General features: G+C 48.4%; 16 protein-coding genes. 2 read left to right on the forward strand and 14 right to left on the reverse strand.

Going from position 1 to position 15,041, the window contains the following annotated elements; all coding sequences use genetic code 11:
- Window positions 1–21 precede the first annotated feature (21 nt).
- The 13 genes from RFF05_RS10000 to RFF05_RS10060 all read right to left on the reverse strand — a co-directional run bounded on the left by RFF05_RS10000 (window position 22) and on the right by RFF05_RS10060 (window position 11,118).
- Window positions 22–966 carry a Coenzyme F420 hydrogenase/dehydrogenase, beta subunit C-terminal domain gene (locus RFF05_RS10000; RefSeq protein WP_409966961.1) on the reverse strand — a complete coding sequence of 315 codons (945 nt, stop codon included), beginning with the start codon at window positions 964–966 and terminating at the stop codon, window positions 22–24.
- Entirely contained in the window at window positions 963–1,526 is a 564-nt protein-coding gene (locus RFF05_RS10005) for a polysaccharide pyruvyl transferase family protein (protein WP_409966962.1), read from the reverse strand. Before RFF05_RS10005 ends, RFF05_RS10000 begins: the two co-directional genes overlap by 4 nt.
- A gap of 167 nt (window positions 1,527–1,693) precedes the next feature.
- The gene (locus RFF05_RS10010) at window positions 1,694–1,954 is read right to left on the reverse strand and encodes a hypothetical protein (protein WP_409966963.1); all 261 of its coding nucleotides are present in this window, start codon (window positions 1,952–1,954) and stop codon (window positions 1,694–1,696) included.
- Window positions 1,955–2,129: 175 nt separating this feature from the next.
- Window positions 2,130–3,500 carry an IS4 family transposase gene (locus tag RFF05_RS10015; protein WP_409966964.1) on the reverse strand — a complete coding sequence of 457 codons (1,371 nt, stop codon included), beginning with the start codon at window positions 3,498–3,500 and terminating at the stop codon, window positions 2,130–2,132.
- A gap of 54 nt (window positions 3,501–3,554) precedes the next feature.
- The gene (locus RFF05_RS10020) at window positions 3,555–4,124 is read right to left on the reverse strand and encodes a polysaccharide pyruvyl transferase family protein (protein WP_409966965.1); all 570 of its coding nucleotides are present in this window, start codon (window positions 4,122–4,124) and stop codon (window positions 3,555–3,557) included.
- Complete coding sequence (locus tag RFF05_RS10025; RefSeq protein ID WP_409966966.1) at window positions 4,121–4,930, reverse strand: glycosyltransferase family 2 protein; 810 nt, start codon at window positions 4,928–4,930, stop codon at window positions 4,121–4,123. The genes RFF05_RS10020 and RFF05_RS10025 overlap by 4 nt, the downstream gene beginning before the upstream one ends.
- Before the next feature lies 1 nt (window position 4,931).
- Complete coding sequence (locus tag RFF05_RS10030) at window positions 4,932–6,101, reverse strand: glycosyltransferase family 4 protein (protein ID WP_409970104.1); 1,170 nt, start codon at window positions 6,099–6,101, stop codon at window positions 4,932–4,934.
- A gap of 106 nt (window positions 6,102–6,207) precedes the next feature.
- On the reverse strand, window positions 6,208–6,378 hold the full coding sequence (locus RFF05_RS10035; protein ID WP_409966967.1) for a hypothetical protein: 171 nt from the start codon (window positions 6,376–6,378) through the stop codon (window positions 6,208–6,210).
- Entirely contained in the window at window positions 6,375–6,548 is a 174-nt protein-coding gene (locus tag RFF05_RS10040; protein ID WP_409966968.1) for a hypothetical protein, read from the reverse strand. Before RFF05_RS10040 ends, RFF05_RS10035 begins: the two co-directional genes overlap by 4 nt.
- 772 nt (window positions 6,549–7,320) lie before the next feature.
- Window positions 7,321–8,880 carry a citrate lyase subunit alpha gene (gene citF / locus RFF05_RS10045; protein ID WP_409966969.1) on the reverse strand — a complete coding sequence of 520 codons (1,560 nt, stop codon included), beginning with the start codon at window positions 8,878–8,880 and terminating at the stop codon, window positions 7,321–7,323.
- Window positions 8,877–9,797: an aldolase/citrate lyase family protein gene (locus RFF05_RS10050; protein ID WP_409966970.1), complete on the reverse strand. Its 921-nt coding sequence runs from the start codon at window positions 9,795–9,797 to the stop codon at window positions 8,877–8,879. The genes citF and RFF05_RS10050 overlap by 4 nt, the downstream gene beginning before the upstream one ends.
- The gene (citD, locus tag RFF05_RS10055) at window positions 9,794–10,093 is read right to left on the reverse strand and encodes a citrate lyase acyl carrier protein (protein ID WP_409966971.1); all 300 of its coding nucleotides are present in this window, start codon (window positions 10,091–10,093) and stop codon (window positions 9,794–9,796) included. Before citD ends, RFF05_RS10050 begins: the two co-directional genes overlap by 4 nt.
- Window positions 10,094–10,440: 347 nt before the next feature.
- Window positions 10,441–11,118 carry a response regulator transcription factor gene (locus RFF05_RS10060; protein ID WP_409966972.1) on the reverse strand — a complete coding sequence of 226 codons (678 nt, stop codon included), beginning with the start codon at window positions 11,116–11,118 and terminating at the stop codon, window positions 10,441–10,443.
- A 162-nt stretch (window positions 11,119–11,280) separates the two neighbouring features.
- On the opposite strand from RFF05_RS10060, the gene RFF05_RS10065 reads away from it, so the two are divergent.
- Window positions 11,281–12,102 (forward strand): hypothetical protein, encoded by an 822-nt coding sequence (locus RFF05_RS10065; protein WP_409966973.1) that lies wholly within the window; start codon window positions 11,281–11,283, stop codon window positions 12,100–12,102.
- Between the two features lie 215 nt (window positions 12,103–12,317).
- Window positions 12,318–13,418 carry an ATP-binding protein gene (locus tag RFF05_RS10070; protein WP_409970105.1) on the forward strand — a complete coding sequence of 367 codons (1,101 nt, stop codon included), beginning with the start codon at window positions 12,318–12,320 and terminating at the stop codon, window positions 13,416–13,418.
- A 215-nt stretch (window positions 13,419–13,633) separates the two neighbouring features.
- On the opposite strand, the gene citG is transcribed toward RFF05_RS10070, so the two are convergent.
- Window positions 13,634–15,028, reverse strand: a complete 1,395-nt coding sequence (citG, locus tag RFF05_RS10075) for a triphosphoribosyl-dephospho-CoA synthase CitG (RefSeq protein WP_409966974.1) — start codon at window positions 15,026–15,028, stop codon at window positions 13,634–13,636.
- Window positions 15,029–15,041: the final 13 nt, after the last annotated feature.

Genomic DNA, 15,041 nt, shown 5'->3' on the forward strand with positions numbered 1-15,041 from the left:
GGTCTCCTTTCTGTTGTAGATTCAAATGATATGGCGCAAGCGCCGTAGAATGCGGTGGGCTAGGGGTCGTTTGGCATTGCGTGCCACAGCTTGGGGGAAGGGGTAGGTGTCCAAGTCAGACAGAAACCGCTTTCCATTGGGATGAACAGGGGCAGATTGGGTGAGAGAGGGGTTGTATCGGCTGGCTTGGTGGATATCCACCCCTTCCATGGCGATGTGTGGTGCCATGGCCTCTAGCAGTGATTGCCCCTTGGGACTGTGTATCAGGATCAGCGACAGCCCCAAATCATCGTCCCAGTGGGGGGCGTAATGTTCTGCGCCCCAAGCATCGGCCAAGGTCAAATCCGCTGGGCGGTGTAGCCCCTTGTGGGGACAGTGATAGCAACTGGGCAGTAGGCATAGGTCGCTTAAAAAGGCTTGCAGATAGGGGTCTTTGTCCAATGTTTGGTGGATGTAGGTGCCATCGTCATAGCCACGGGAGAGGGAAAAGCGTTTCCAGCCCTCTATCTTGTCTCGATGGGACAGCTGACAAAGGCAGGCACCCTCTTTCTGGATGTGGGATAGATAGCGGTTCCAAACCGCTGGGAGCGGAACCCCATGACAGATGAAATCGTGGGTGTATAGATTGTGATACGCCCTGTCCAGATAGGCATACAGCCCAGCGATTTGGCAGGGCGTGCCAGTGAAGAGGACGGGTACCCCTTGTTGGAGAGAAGCTTTGGCTTGCTGATAGCTGTCGCCCAGGTCGCTCTTGACATATTTGGAGCCTCGACAGGCGGCTAGGTCGTCTATGGTTTCCATTTTGCGGTGTACAACTTGGAACCCATCGTCAAAGCAGGCGCCAAACACCACGCCACCTTGGGCGATGATATGACTGGCTAGGGCAGTGAAAATACCGCCAGAGGAACTGGCCTGACGAATGGCGCTGTCTCGGTTGTAGGCCACATAGGCGGTGGTTTGGTTCATGGCGCTTCCCTCCGCAACGCTTGCTCCAAAAAGGCGATGGAATGGGCTTTTTGTGCGGTCAACAAGGCGTTGACTGTGGGGTAATCTATCGGCATCTGCAGACAGCGACGCACCGCTTCTGGGGTGGTGACAACTCTGTCTTGTAGGTTTAATTCTGTGAGTAAGTCCACCAGACGGCTGTTCATATTGTTGCTCTCGTTTTGGTGGTTGCGGAGCAATGCCACAAAGGGACGCTGAAAAATCAGGGAGAAGAGAACGCCGTGGTAAGAATCGGTGACCACATAGGCGCTGTCTCGTATCAGGCCTAAAAAGTCTGTTGGCGAAACGTGGGGCAACGTCCAATCTCCAAAGTGTGCATCATAGCGGTTGTATCGAAAGTGGACATATGGGATATGTGCCAGTGGCAAGGCCTTCCCTTTTGCCACTTGGGTGGCAATCTCACGATTTTCCTGCCGATGCCCCAGCAGATAGGCGAAGACATAGTCCTTGCCAGAGAGGGGCGATGTGGCACGCTGTTGCCAGTGGTCTGGGTCTAAGAGTAGCACAGGGTCACAGACCACAGAGAGTTCACGGTTTAGATGGGGCTGGAGCAGTGTTTTTGCACCAATGTCATTAAGTTAAGCTATTGAAACGCAAGAACAGCTAATAAAAAATCATCGGAATCTAAAAATGCGCAGGACAAGCAAGCAGATTTTTCAATCTGCTTGCTTGTCCTTATAACGTGGCATTACGCCAAGCGATAGAAAAAAGAGGTGTCGGTTCTGGGGTTCGTGTTGCGTCGCTTGCGTGGGTTTGAGGGCAAATTTCGCATGGGTGTTAGGTTTTTTGCGATGCAGGCTTCAACTTCGGCGACGGGTACATTCTTCCCAAAGAATTTACGACAAATTTGAGTGGCAACAGCGAAATTTATTTGATAAACCCGCTTTCTGGTAACTTTTTTTACAGCAATGCACGAGGTTATCAACTGTGTAAAATTGTATATAATCAACTTGGCGAAGATTTCTTGAAGAAGAAGCTTCGTCTTTTTGCTGTGAAAATACCAATGTCATTAAGTTAAGCTATTGAAACGCAAGAACAGCTAATAAAAAATCATCGGAATCTAAAAATGCGCAGGACAAGCAAGCAGATTTTTCAATCTGCTTGCTTGTCCTTATAACGTGGCATTACGCCAAGCGATAGAAAAAAGAGGTGTCGGTTCTGGGGTTCGTGTTGCGTCGCTTGCGTGGGTTTGAGGGCAAATTTCGCATGGGTGTTAGGTTTTTTGCGATGCAGGCTTCAACTTCGGCGACGGGTACATTCTTCCCAAAGAATTTACGACAAATTTGAGTGGCAACAGCGAAATTTATTTGATAAACCCGCTTTCTGGTAACTTTTTTTACAGCAATGCACGAGGTTATCAACTGTGTAAAATTGTATATAATCAACTTGGCGAAGATTTCTTGAAGAAGAAGCTTCGTCTTTTTGCTGTGAAAATACAGCAATCCGACGGTGAATTTCAAAGAGCGGAAGGACGTTTCGATACCCCATCGCTTGGCGTACAAATCCTTGAGGGCAGCAGAATCAAATTCACTTTTATCCAAATTTGTGGCAACCGTTTCGTAAGAATTTTCAGAAAGTTTAAAGCAAACGAGGCGAATATGTAACGGATATGGCTCGATTTTTTCATTTTTCTTTGTTTTGCAGGGTAAAAAATCAAATGGTGAACTATGGGCGATAAATTTCAGGTTTTGATTTTTGGCTTGCGCTGTTTGCTTGCGTGAAATGTGTAGCGTCAGTGAAACGTCAAACTCCTCACCAACAGGCAAAGATAATCCGTGACAAATACCGTTGCGTGAAGCAGAATCCTTCACTCTGACAAGGAATTTTTGCCCTCTTTCTTGCACATGAGCGAAATTATTGTACGATTCGTAGCCTCTATCAGCAATGTAAATGGTGGGTACTTTTGATTGATTACGTGCCACCATGGTGGCAAAGGCCTTGTTTTCACCCTTTTCAACCGTTGCATCCACGTAGGTTTTGCGCAAAATATCGTACATGGCGTTGAGGTGCAAAAGGTTAAAAGGCTTGGAGTCATTGGCCTTTTGATGGTAAGAATCCACTTCCTTTGGGTTGGTGGGAACGTGCAAACTAGAGCCATCCACAGCCAAAAGGCGGTAGCCACGGTGGGTGATGGGTTGGTTTGTTTCGGCAACAAATTGGTGGAATAAATCCTCGAAGGCAGTTGATTTGATTTTGTTTCGTTGTTGCACAAAAGCGGATACTGTAGGTGAGGATGAATGTATGCCGAATTGTTCGGATAATTCCCCATATAGTGTTTTTCCTGTGAGAGATAAGGTTGTTTCAATTACTTTTTCAAATGGTAACTTCCTATTTCGGGTGAAGTCTTTTTCTGGATTTTCAGCATATTTTACAGCGTTTTGCGAAAGGGCTTTTATGGATTTTTTTAGTGTTCTTTTTATGTTTTTTGTTGTGAATGTCATGTGTGCATCTCCTTTGTTATCAGCGTTATGCTCAATAACAAGGGTCGCCTTCATTGACTTTGGTCAATGAAGGCGACCGCACATTTTTTTGTAATTGTCAAGCTTTTTTTAAAAGGTTCTGGGTGTTTTTCTTGTAGCACCCAGGCTTATCTTAATGACATTGGTTTTTGCACTGGGTTCTCGGACAGAAATGGCCTGAAATCGTTCTATCAGCGGTAGCATGATAGACGCTTCCTTCTGGGTTAAGGCGCTGACTCCAAAGCTGGCGGCGTAGGCGATAACAGGAACATTCAACGGTACAGGTGGTGCAAAAAAAGTTCTGCAAAACCAATGGGGGTTCCACACTTGGTCACTGCCTACCACAACGGCATCGAAGCCTTGGGTGGCAGTGGGAATTTGAGATTCAAAGGCTTTGAATTGTTGTATTCTGAGATCTTTGTCATTTCTACGGATTACGGTGTAGACATGGGCCGACAGCCATCGTTTCCACCTGTCTTTGTTGCTGTAATGTTGCCACCAAGGGCACCGTCTTAGATTTATCCTGGCAGAATAGTCAGAGGGCATCTGGTAGGCCCGGCATGACAAATGTTGCTTGCAAAAAACAGGCAGGGCGTAGCTTTGCAGGACGCCGCCATAGTTATAATTGTGGGGGTACATCGTTAGAATACCAATGTTCATGGCAAATCCTTTGTGTCGCAGATATCTTTTCTGTGGATGCGATAGAGCATACGATGGGGAAGCAACCCCACAAAGAGTGGTTTTAGTACAAATATCCAACCCACTGGGAATAAAATTCCCAGTTTGGAAAAACCTTTCCATCGTACAACACATTCGTCCACCCGAAAGCGATACCGTCTCTTTTTCTTCATATCTGCTAGGGTCACCCGATAGCAATAGCATGGCTCTGGCAGATTGCAGCCCTTCAAACCAAGGGCATACATCCTCATCAACATATCATAGTCCTCAGCTCTGGCGGTTTCTTTTGCTGTGCGATAACCGTTCACTGCATCAATGGCATTACGGCGAAACATACAGGACGGGTGGAGGAAGGGCTGGTTCCAGAGAAAATCTTTCTTTTGGGGGTAAGGTATCAGTTGGGGCGTGGCTTGCATTGTGGTTCCATCATAGAGATGATAACCAGTGCCACAAAAAGCGATTGACTGGTGGCTGTCCAAAAAGAGCACTTGCAAGGCAAACCGCCGTGGGTCGCTTACATCATCATCGTCCATTTTGGCAATATATTGACCTGCGACATAGCGGAGACAGTGGTTGGATGCGGCGGCAATCCCAAGGTTTTGTCCGTTGCGTACCACCCGAATTCGATTGTCCTTTTCTTGCCACTCCAGTAGCTTTGGATAGGTGCCATCGGTGGATCCATCGTCACAGACAATCAGTTCCCAATCGGTGAAACTCTGCTTCACAATGGAATCAATCGCCATATCAATGGTAGACGCTCCGTTGTAAGTGGCCAATATAACAGACACTTTAGGCGTTGGTGTGGGGTGGGTCATCGCAGTTCCTTTCGCCGCACTTGGGATAGAGCGTTTTATAGATTATTTCCATGCACGTCTTGGCATACTTCATGTCAAATTGACTGGCAATGCGCTTATTATCTTGGCTGTCGCACACGGGCTTTTCGTTTAACAGTAGTGCCTCAATCCCCTGAGCATAGACCCTTGGACAATTTTTCTCACACACATACCCCGTCACCCCATGGATGGCATAATCTTGGATGCCGCCTACATGGGATGTCAAAAGTGGTAGCCCCATGGCCATGGCTTCAATGCCAGCAATGCCCAAACCTTCTCGCTTAGACGGCAGGCAAAAGACATCTGCAATGGCATACAAATCCTTTACATCTTCCCGATACCCCAACAGGTGAAGATGCACCCCCAGAGTACAAGCCAGACGCAAAAGCCGTTGTTCTTCTTGGCCTTGACCGGCGATGAGGTAGTGGAGGTTGGGGCGATTGAGCTGACCCAGCGCACGGATCATCACCTGATGGTTTTTTCGCTTGGAGAGTTCTCCCACCGATAGGATTACGGTGTCGTCTTCCTCCAAACCCAGTTCTTTGCGCTTCGCTGTTTTGTCGATGGTATGGGCGGAAAATGCGTCCACATCCACCCCAATGCCGGGGATATAGACCACACGTTTGGCTTTCAAGTGGGCTTTGGCACGGTGAAAATCCTCTTGGTTGATGGTGATGAGCACATCTGTTTTCTTGGCCAACCACCGTTCAATGGGGTAATACACAAGCCAATAGTGAAGGGGCGCTCCCTTGAAAAAGTGAAGCCCATGGGCCGTGTAAATTATCTTACTATGACCATCTGCCTCCATCCGCACCAAGGCGCTGGTCAGTGGGGTATGGGTGTGGATAACATCAAAGGCATATGCTTGCAACAGCTTTCTCAACTGACCGCCAGCGCGTATCAGCGCCAGAGGGTTGACAGAGCGTGGAAAATCAATCTGGTGAAACGGGATATCCATTTCGTTGAGCTGTCTTTTCAGCCGTTCTATTTTTTGCGCTGAGCAGGTGTTTCCCTGTTCAAAATTACAAGCCACCTGCACTTGGTAGCCCAAGGATTTCAGGAGCGTTAAGTTGGGAAGATTAAACTCGGCAATCATGGAGGCCGTATTGGCCACCATCAAACACATCAAAATGCAACACCCCCCTTCCGTTTTTTAGGGTCGCAACAGGGCCAATTCCGATTTAACGAAGTACCCCTTTGTATCTGATATTCTATGTAGTACAGTGGGAACATTATGTGACAGTCTGTTGAGCCCGAACCGCTTCTACAAAGTCATCCACCATCACTTCGCCAGCTAGTCTGGCCTCGATGGATTCTTCCTTGGCTTTATATGTGCCCAGCTCATAGCGTTTGCCCTTGAACGTGATGCTGACACGGAAGGTGCCGTTGGGGCGTTGGCTCACGCCACGAAAGCCAGAGGGATTCTCTGTCTATGCCTTGTCGCTCCACCACGGTCAACCGCCCAAATTGAAGGCCAGTCAAGTCCGTCCGTGGGTTGCGCTGTCGCCGTGGCTCTGGCTTCACAGGTTTTTTTGCGCACCTCGCAGTCTGTGCCAGCGATGCAGTTTTTCACCGTATCTCACCATGTATGCCCACAGCAATTGCTCTTCTATAGGTGGCAATATACATCTATCATTTTGTAAAAACAGCTGTGCTGAATACTCGGGTGACTTCGGACGGCGCTTATTGCTTAAAAATTCAGCTCGTGTTTCTTGGATGGTAGTAGCGATGCTCTCGGTACTCAGTATGTAGCGATAAACGTATTTAGGTGCACCTAAATCTGATAGAAAGTTACACTCTAATTCTCTGTTTAATTATTCCTCAAAGCGTTCCTGTCTGCTCATAAACGCGCCTCTACTTTGCAACATAACTTTTGTTATGTAGTAAGGCACTCTGAGAATGTCCGTTTTTTGTACGATTTTTGTACGCTTTGCATCTATTCTATCACACCAAATTGGAAAATTCAAGGATAAATATGCAAGAATGTAACCAATGATTTGCGTGTTCCTTATGCAAATAGACCGATTAAATAAGAGATTTAATCGGTCTATTTGCATTTCCACTTTTAGGGATAGAGCGATGAGATTCGTCACACAAAAGTCAGGTTTTTTATATTTGACAAACCGCTAAATTACGTATTGTGCATTCATGTGAAATCATCCTCCAATTCCTAAAAAAAGAGGGAGTATAAAAAGTGGCGAGCCACTTTTTATACTCCCTCTTAGCATTGCTTGCGCGATGCCATTTTGTGCTATTTACTCGCAAATAGCCCTAAGTGCCGCCTTCGGCAGTTGGGCTCCGAAACGCCCTTGCGAGGCCAGTCTCCCACAAACCATTCGGTGCAGTTACTCCGCAAAGGCAAAGGGTTTTACTTGGCGCACCACATCCATGATGGTGCCGTCTCGAGCTTCGATGACTCCCACCACACGGTCTGCGAATTCTACCCGTTTGGGTGCGCCTGTGATTTCATAGGCAATGTCTCGCAGGTGTTCGATGGTGGTGAAGGGCAAATCCACGTCTTTCATGGCGTCCATCAAATCTTGACGCAGAGGGTTGATTGCGATGCCATAGTCAGTGATGACCACGTCCACGCTTTCGCCGGGGGTGGTGACCGTGGTCACATCGCTACAAATGGCAGGAATTCTGCCTTGCAGTAGTGGCGCAATGACGATGGTGCATTTGGCACCAGCGGCGGTGTCAGGGTGACCGCCTTGTGCCCCAGTGATGGTGCCGTCAGAGCCTACCACCACATTGCAGTTGAAATGAACGTCCACTTCCAGTGCTGCCAAAATCACAAAGTCCAGCTTATTCACCACGGCACCCTTGTTAAATGGGTCGGCATATTCGCCTGCGGAAATGCGGAAATGCTTCAGAGCTTTCACCGATTCCACAGCGTCCAAGTCAAAGTCTTGGGTGTCTAGCAGACAGTCCACTTGGTCGTTGATTAACAAATCGCACATGGGCTTGGTCAAACCGCCAACCCCGAAGCGCATACGGATGTTCCGCTCTTTCATAATCTTAGAAAGGGAAATGGTGGAGGCAATAGACGCACCGCCCACCCCTGTTTGATAGGAAAAACCGTCCTTAAAATAAGGGGCATTTGCCACAAATTGAGTGCAGTAATCCGCCATCATCAGCTTGCGCATATCAGTGGTGGGCTTGGCGGCACCCGTGGCGATTTTGTTGGGGTCACCCACGCTATCCACTTCCACCACATAGTCCACGTTGGTCATGGAAATGTGAGCTGGGAAGTTGGGGAATGGCACCAGCGTATCGGTAATGGCAATGACACGGTCGGCATGCAAACCATCCACCACAGCGTAAGACAGCACGCCGCAGTTGGACTTGCCACCAATGCCACGGCAGTTGCCGTAATCGTCGCAGGTGGGGGTGCCGATGAAGGCAATGTCGATACGGGTTTCCCCCGTTTCAATGGCACGGACACGACCGCCGTGAGAGCGCATGATGGCCAAACCTTGGAGTTTGCCAGCGGAGATGGCATCGCCAATTTTGCCACGCACACCAGAGGATTGGATGTTGGTGATGGTGCCGTCCTCGATGTAAGGCACAATGGGGTCGTGGGCCTTGCCCAAGGAGCTGGCACACAAGGTCAGATTTTTAATGCCCATGTCGTGGATTTCTTTCATGACCATGTTGACAATGTAATCGCCTTCACGGAAATGGTGATGAAAACCCAGTGTCATGCCGTCCCGAATGCCACATTTTTCGATGGCTTTGCGGAGGGAGCCGACCAGTTTGTTGGACTTATTATGGATGACGCATTTGGTGTTGGCGCCGTCTTTTTTATAGGTATAGCCGTCTTTATATCCGTTTCCTTGGAACACTTCTTTGTTGGTGATTTCCAGAATTTCCTCTGGAATATCCCGTCCCACAGCGTTAATCATACCAAATCCCCCTTGTAAACACCAGAGGCTTTTGCCAGCGCAATGGTGCGTTTTGCCCCGTCGTAGAAGGCAATGTCAATCATTTTTCCGTCCACGGTGAACACACCGACGCCTTGGGCTTTTTTGGTGTCGATTTCGTGGACAACTTTTTGTGCAAAGAGGATGTCTTTGGGTGTGGGTGTGAAAATATCATGGACGATTTCGATTTGACGGGGGTTGACGATGGACTTACCGTCAAAGCCCATGAGGTGGATGGTTTCCACGTCATGGCGGAAGCCTTCCATGTTGTCAAGATCGGTGTACACGGTGTCAAAGCACTGGATGCCAGTGGCACGGGCGGCAATCAGCAGGTTTTGCCGTGCGCCCAACAGCTCCACACCAGTGCCAGAAATACGGGTTTGCATATCCTTGGTGTAGTCGCCACCAGAGAGCGCCAAACCGAACAATCGCTCACTCGCTTGGCAGATGTCATAGGCCTTCATCACGCCTTTGGCAGACTCGATGGCAGCCATGATGAGGGTGGCACCCTCTGGGCGATTGAACTCTTGCTCAGCGGCAACGATGGCTTGTTCCACCAGTTGCACGTCGGCAGGAATTTCGGTTTTGGGGATGCGAATACCGTCGCAACCGCCAGCCACAGCGGCACGAATATCCTCACGCCAATACTCGCTGTCTAGGCCGTTGATGCGGACAATCCGTTCCACGCCACGGTAGTCAATTTCTTGCAGGGCATGGTACAAAGACAGCCGTGCGGTGTCCTTTTGGTTCATGGCCACGGCGTCTTCCAAGTCCAGCATAATGCTGTCGGGCTTGTAGATGTAGGGGTCTTTGATGAGGCTGGGTTTTTGGCAATTGAGGAACATCATGGAACGGCGCAGACGCTTTTTGCGGACTTCCAAAGGTTGTAATTCCATCATCGAATGGCACCTCCCCATGGCAGATTTTCAAACTGGTCGTTGGCACGCAACAGCGCCCCTTCAATGCGGGCTTTCAAGGTGCAATCCAGTGCCCCCTTGTCTACAATGGTGATTTTCACGTTGGTGACGTTGAAATTTGCCAAAGTCGCCATGGTGACCGCCTTAATCTGGTCGCCAAATTGGTGAATGACGGTGCTGTCCAAGGTAAAGTCGATGCCACTGTCACAAGGCTCCACCATCACCTGTGCATCGCTGGATTCTAAAGTACCTGCAATGGCTGGTTTTCTAATTTCCATCTTGTTTCCTCCATTTATTGTTGCCAAACACGCCAGAATCTCCATGTGCGCTTGGCTCAAATCTGTAGTTTTTTGCACAAGGCTTCGCGTTAACTCCAGCATTCGCTGGAGCGCCCTTTGGGCGTGCAAAAAGCCGTCACGCTTGGTCACTGGGGCTAACGCCCCTCTGGGCTTCGCCCAGCCCCCACATAGTGGGGGTGACCACATTGTATAGTTTTATCTTTATTATACGAGGGCTTTCTTAATCGTTCCACTGGCTTTGTCTTAAGATTTATTAAGACTGCTTACTTTTACCAATCCACGCCCTTATGGCTGTAAACGCCCAGAAGCAATCTACTTCTGAGCATTTATACGCCGCTGAACCGATATCCCATACCACGGACAGTAAGAATATGCCTTGGATGCTGGCTGTCGTCTTCAATTTTATTGCGCAAGTGATTGATATACACCATGATGGTATTATCGTCCACCACGATGCTGTCGCCCCAAACGTGCTGGTAAAGCATTTCCTTGGTGAAGACTTGGTTGGGGTGTTTCATAAAGAGCATCATAAACCCGTTTTCTTTCCCCGTCAACGGAATTTCCATATCGTCTTTAAATAGGCGCAAAGAAGTTGCGTCATAGCGGAAGCGCCCACAAGCCAAGCCACTATCGGTTTGCTTGCTGCGGCGCACCAAGGCCTTCACCTTAGCACCCACCACAACAGGACGAAAGGGTTTGGTGATATAATCATCCGCTCCCACGGACAAACCGTAGAGCGCGTCAAAATCTTCACTGCGGCCACTGACAATCATCACAGGGGTTGTAATCCCTTGGCTACGCAACCGTTTGATGACTTCAAATCCCTCCATGTCGTCCATATTAATGTCCATTAAAATAGCATCATAGGCGTGCTTTTCCAGTTTGCACAGGGCTTCTGTGCCACTGTTGGCTGTGTCAGAATCCATTTCGTAGCTTCCCAGCACTTTTTGCAAGGTTTTGCAAATGGCCACATCATCGTCTACAATTAAAATCTTCTCTGCCACAAACCCATCCCTCCCTATCTTAATGATTTTTTTCTTTCCTTTTTCTTGCAATTCAATTATAATAAAAAAAACGCCACTTGTCTAGTGTCTTCCCCCTTTTTCGGCACAAAATCGAAAGAAAGGACGGGGATTCTTATCAAAAAACTAAACGCTTCCTCTCGCATGGTGCTGGCTGCTTTGCTGGCTTTGGCAATGGCTCTATTTGCCATGGCCATCGGCTCACAAATGTGGTCGTCTTACAAAAGCGATGTGGTGGGCCAACAAAAAAGCCAAATGATTTTATTGGCGCAGGCGCTGGCTGCTGATTTTTCCAACACCATTTCCTACAGAGTGGAGGATTTGGAGAATTTATCTGCCATCTTCCAAGAAGAAAATGCCCGTGACCTGCCCCAATTTGCCACTGAATTTATTGCCCTCCTTCTGGAAAAACCCTATATCCAAGGGGTTGTTTTACGCTCTAGTCAAGGGGACTTATTCTGGGGATGCGATGGGTTTTCCGTGGCCTCTGTGAACGCCACCACCCAATACAGCCCCGACATTGCCTTGCTTTTGTTTCAAAACGGACAAGACCAACTTGGCTATATGATGGAGCAAACCCTTTCAGATGGTCGCACCGTGTCTCTTTTGCTGGATTTGACCACCTATTATAAAGAATTGACAAAGACTGTTTTTGAAGAAGACGCCAGCTATGTTTCCATTCAAACCGCCCAAAACATCACCTTGTTCCACCCAGCTACCGCGCTGGTGGGACTTGAGGTGCTAGAGGGCTGTCAGGCTCTATATGGTGATGTGGATTTGTCAGGTGCCACAGCCTTACGCGACTATCAAAACGCCCATTTATGGGGGTTTATGAATACAAATCCTATTGGTGGAACGATCCAGAGCCTGTTTTGGTTCGCCAAATTGCCACCAATGCCCAAGCCCACATTGGGGAGGATATTCTCATCGTCTCCATTGTCATGGACTATGACCAGATTTATCTAGCCATGGAAAACAGTTTAACCACTATGTTGGTGACAGGCAGCGTTATCTTCTGCATCGTCCTTCTCTTTTTCGCCTATATCATCTCCTTGGTATCTCAGCGCGACCGCATTCAAGAAGAAGTCACCTATCTCCAACAGCTCAACCAAGTGCTAGAAGAAACCAGACGCACAGAACAAGCCATCGCCCATCAACAACGGCTACAAATTATGGGTACCATGACGGGGGGCATTGCCCACGAATTCAACAATATGCTCACCCCCATCATGGCCTATGCTGAGCTGTTGCAATATCGTTTTGACAGTGCCAGCGAGGAGTATGAATTCACCGCTGAAATCTTAGATGCGGCAGACCATGCCAAAGAAGTCATCGGCAATATCTCCCAATTGAGCCGTCGCAATATGGATACGGTGTTTCGTTTCTACCCAGCAGGGAAATTGCTACGGCGCAGTGTGAAGCTGGCCCACCCCCTGTGCCCCGAGAACATCTCCTTTACCCAAACCTATGATTTGCCTGACAACAAAGGCATTTTATGCAATGAAACCCAGATGAACCAAGTGATTTTAAACCTATGCGTCAACGCTTTCCACGCCATTGGCCAAAAGCCAGACGGGCAAGTGGCGCTCCATTGCTGCGTGAAAACCCTTGGCCCCCAAGATGGATTTACGATCGGCGAGCCACGTCCCTACATCTCCATTTCTTTGACAGACAACGGCTGTGGCATGGAGCGCTCTGTTATTTCCCAAATTTTCAACCCTTTTTTCACCACCAAATTGGGGAGCCAAGGCACTGGTTTGGGGCTGTCCATTGTGGAACAAATTGTCCACTCCCACAAAGGTCACATTCATGTGGAAAGCACATTGGGGCAGGGCACCTGCTTCACCTTGTCTTTACCCATAGTGGATCAAACCATCGTCACCCAGACGCAAAACAAAGCCGATATCCAAACCCTATCCATTCTGATTGTAGATAATAATGGCAAAATTTTACGGATGTTGGAGAAGACTTTATCCCGTGATGGTATCTTCCTGCGCACCTGCACCAACATGGATGACGCCAGCATTTTATTGAGCACCAACGCCTTTGATGTGCTGTTGATTGACGCCAACCTCTCCCACGGAGATATCCCCTTAGATACCATTGACTACTGCATGGACATCGCCCCCAAATATCCCCATTTGATGAAGCTGGTGATGGCCAACCAAGTGCGCAAAGAAATGATTGAAGCCAAAGAACACGGGCTGATTGAAGGATATTTGGAAAAACCTGTCTCCGATGTGATGATTTTAGAGGCCATCCACACCCAGCATCCAAAATAACACGCCATGACCGTTGTTCCATTATAACCCAACAAGACACGCCGTTGGCGTGTCTTGTTGGGTCTTTTCTTAAAATTTCGCAATATAATCTTAAGCTTAATCGCTTTCGCTTCCCAAGCTTTTCCTGTATACTACCCTTGCACACATCTTTCATATGGCGTAAAAAAGCACCTAGCAACAGGAATTTCCCATGGCTAGGTGCTATAGGTCTACAATTATACACAAGGATAGACTTCTTTTTCTAAGAAATACAGGAAATAGGTCATGGCCAACAAATCTGCGCTCCCACCAGCACTGATGTTTTTCGCCGTGAATTGCTGGTCAAGACTGTGGATATAAGCCAGATAGTCTTGCTCTTCCAACGGGATTTGACAGTCTTGTCTTAACCTCATGGCAATTTTTTGCATGGTGGCATAGTCGCTACGAGCCACAATATTCGAATCTTCCACATTGGCAATGATATCAATCAGCGTAATAATGCCTGCGTCGTTTAAGGTCATCCCTTGGTTGCGCAAGGCATAAAACCGCGGATAGGCCAAGTCAAACAAGTGGGGGAATCCATCTATGGCTTCGCCTCGCACACCTCGCAATCCATGCTGGGCATACAATCGCTCCCCATGAGACGTCGCTGTTTCCATTGTCACATTCTGGAAATCCGCCTCTAAGCTTGCGCTTAACGCCTTTAACTCCAATCGCAACTGCCCTTGGCTATAGGGAAGTTGCTTTCCATACAGCACACCTAAGGCGCAAGTCAAAAGTCCCATGGAGAAAATGGCACCCTTGTGGGTGTTCACCCCTTGGGTGGCTTTGCGCATAGCCAATTCTGCTTTGATGCCCAATGGGCGCAACCCTTGCAACAGCCCTTGCCCGTCTTGTCCACAATGGTCAATGCCATAGAGGGCAAATTGCACGAAATAGGGCATCAGCGCCAAGGCGCTCCGTTCAAAGGTGTGAATGTCCATATCGGCATGGGCGCCAGTGTTTTGCCGATCCACCAGCCCTGGTTTTGGGGTGGCTAGCACCTCTCGCAATAAAGCGCGCACCGCCACATTGGCCAACTTTGTTGCGTGCTGATAGGCAAAGTAATCCCACATCATTTGGCACACACGCTCCAACAGCAATTCGATGCTGTGGCTACGAGAGCGCCCACAAATAAAGGCATTGTTATTACACAGCAAACACGTACGACTTGGAATCCCCAGCGTCAACCGTGATTGCTTTTGCCCATCCACATCCAGCACATCCATATCAAACAGCCGCCCCAAGGAACAATCCTGCTCTAAGGCGCACAAGGCCGCTTTTACTTTTTTTGCTGGCGCCTTCACCACAAAAAAGCACTCGTTCCCTGTAGTGGCGCGCAGTTCTTGTTCATGGATGACCGGCAAACCATAGGCGGTGCATTGATTGACAATCAGTGTTTTGCCCTCTTCAAAGGTTTTTTCTGCCAGCGGAAACACTTTTGTAGGCCCCATAATATTCAGCGTGAAGGAAATCAACGTGGTTTGAAAGGTCGACAACAACTGTTGCTGTACTTCCACACGCCGCTCTTTGGCTTGCGCCATTTCCGCCACTCCCACTTGAGGACCCACTATGAAATCAGTATACTTCATACAATCACCTCCC

Origin of the sequence: Bengtsoniella intestinalis, assembly GCF_039719005.1 — a bacterium.
Lineage (GTDB): Bacteria > Bacillota > Clostridia > Oscillospirales > Oscillospiraceae > Oscillibacter > Oscillibacter intestinalis.

What these genes read in the sequence shown, in the direction of transcription:
- RFF05_RS10000 (WP_409966961.1), bottom strand. Translation starts at nt 966, where the DNA reads ATGAACCAAACCACCGCCTATGTGGCCTACAACCGAGACAGCGCCATT.
- RFF05_RS10015 (WP_409966964.1), bottom strand. Translation starts at nt 3,500, where the DNA reads ATGAAGGCGACCCTTGTTATTGAGCATAACGCTGATAACAAAGGAGAT.
- RFF05_RS10020 (WP_409966965.1), bottom strand. Translation starts at nt 4,124, where the DNA reads ATGAACATTGGTATTCTAACGATGTACCCCCACAATTATAACTATGGC.
- RFF05_RS10030 (WP_409970104.1), bottom strand. Translation starts at nt 6,101, where the DNA reads ATGTGTTTGATGGTGGCCAATACGGCCTCCATGATTGCCGAGTTTAAT.
- citF (WP_409966969.1), bottom strand. Translation starts at nt 8,880, where the DNA reads ATGATTAACGCTGTGGGACGGGATATTCCAGAGGAAATTCTGGAAATC.
- RFF05_RS10050 (WP_409966970.1), bottom strand. Translation starts at nt 9,797, where the DNA reads ATGATGGAATTACAACCTTTGGAAGTCCGCAAAAAGCGTCTGCGCCGT.
- citD (WP_409966971.1), bottom strand. Translation starts at nt 10,093, where the DNA reads ATGGAAATTAGAAAACCAGCCATTGCAGGTACTTTAGAATCCAGCGAT.
- RFF05_RS10065 (WP_409966973.1), top strand. Translation starts at nt 11,281, where the DNA reads ATGGTGCTGGCTGCTTTGCTGGCTTTGGCAATGGCTCTATTTGCCATG.
- RFF05_RS10070 (WP_409970105.1), top strand. Translation starts at nt 12,318, where the DNA reads ATGACGGGGGGCATTGCCCACGAATTCAACAATATGCTCACCCCCATC.
- citG (WP_409966974.1), bottom strand. Translation starts at nt 15,028, where the DNA reads ATGAAGTATACTGATTTCATAGTGGGTCCTCAAGTGGGAGTGGCGGAA.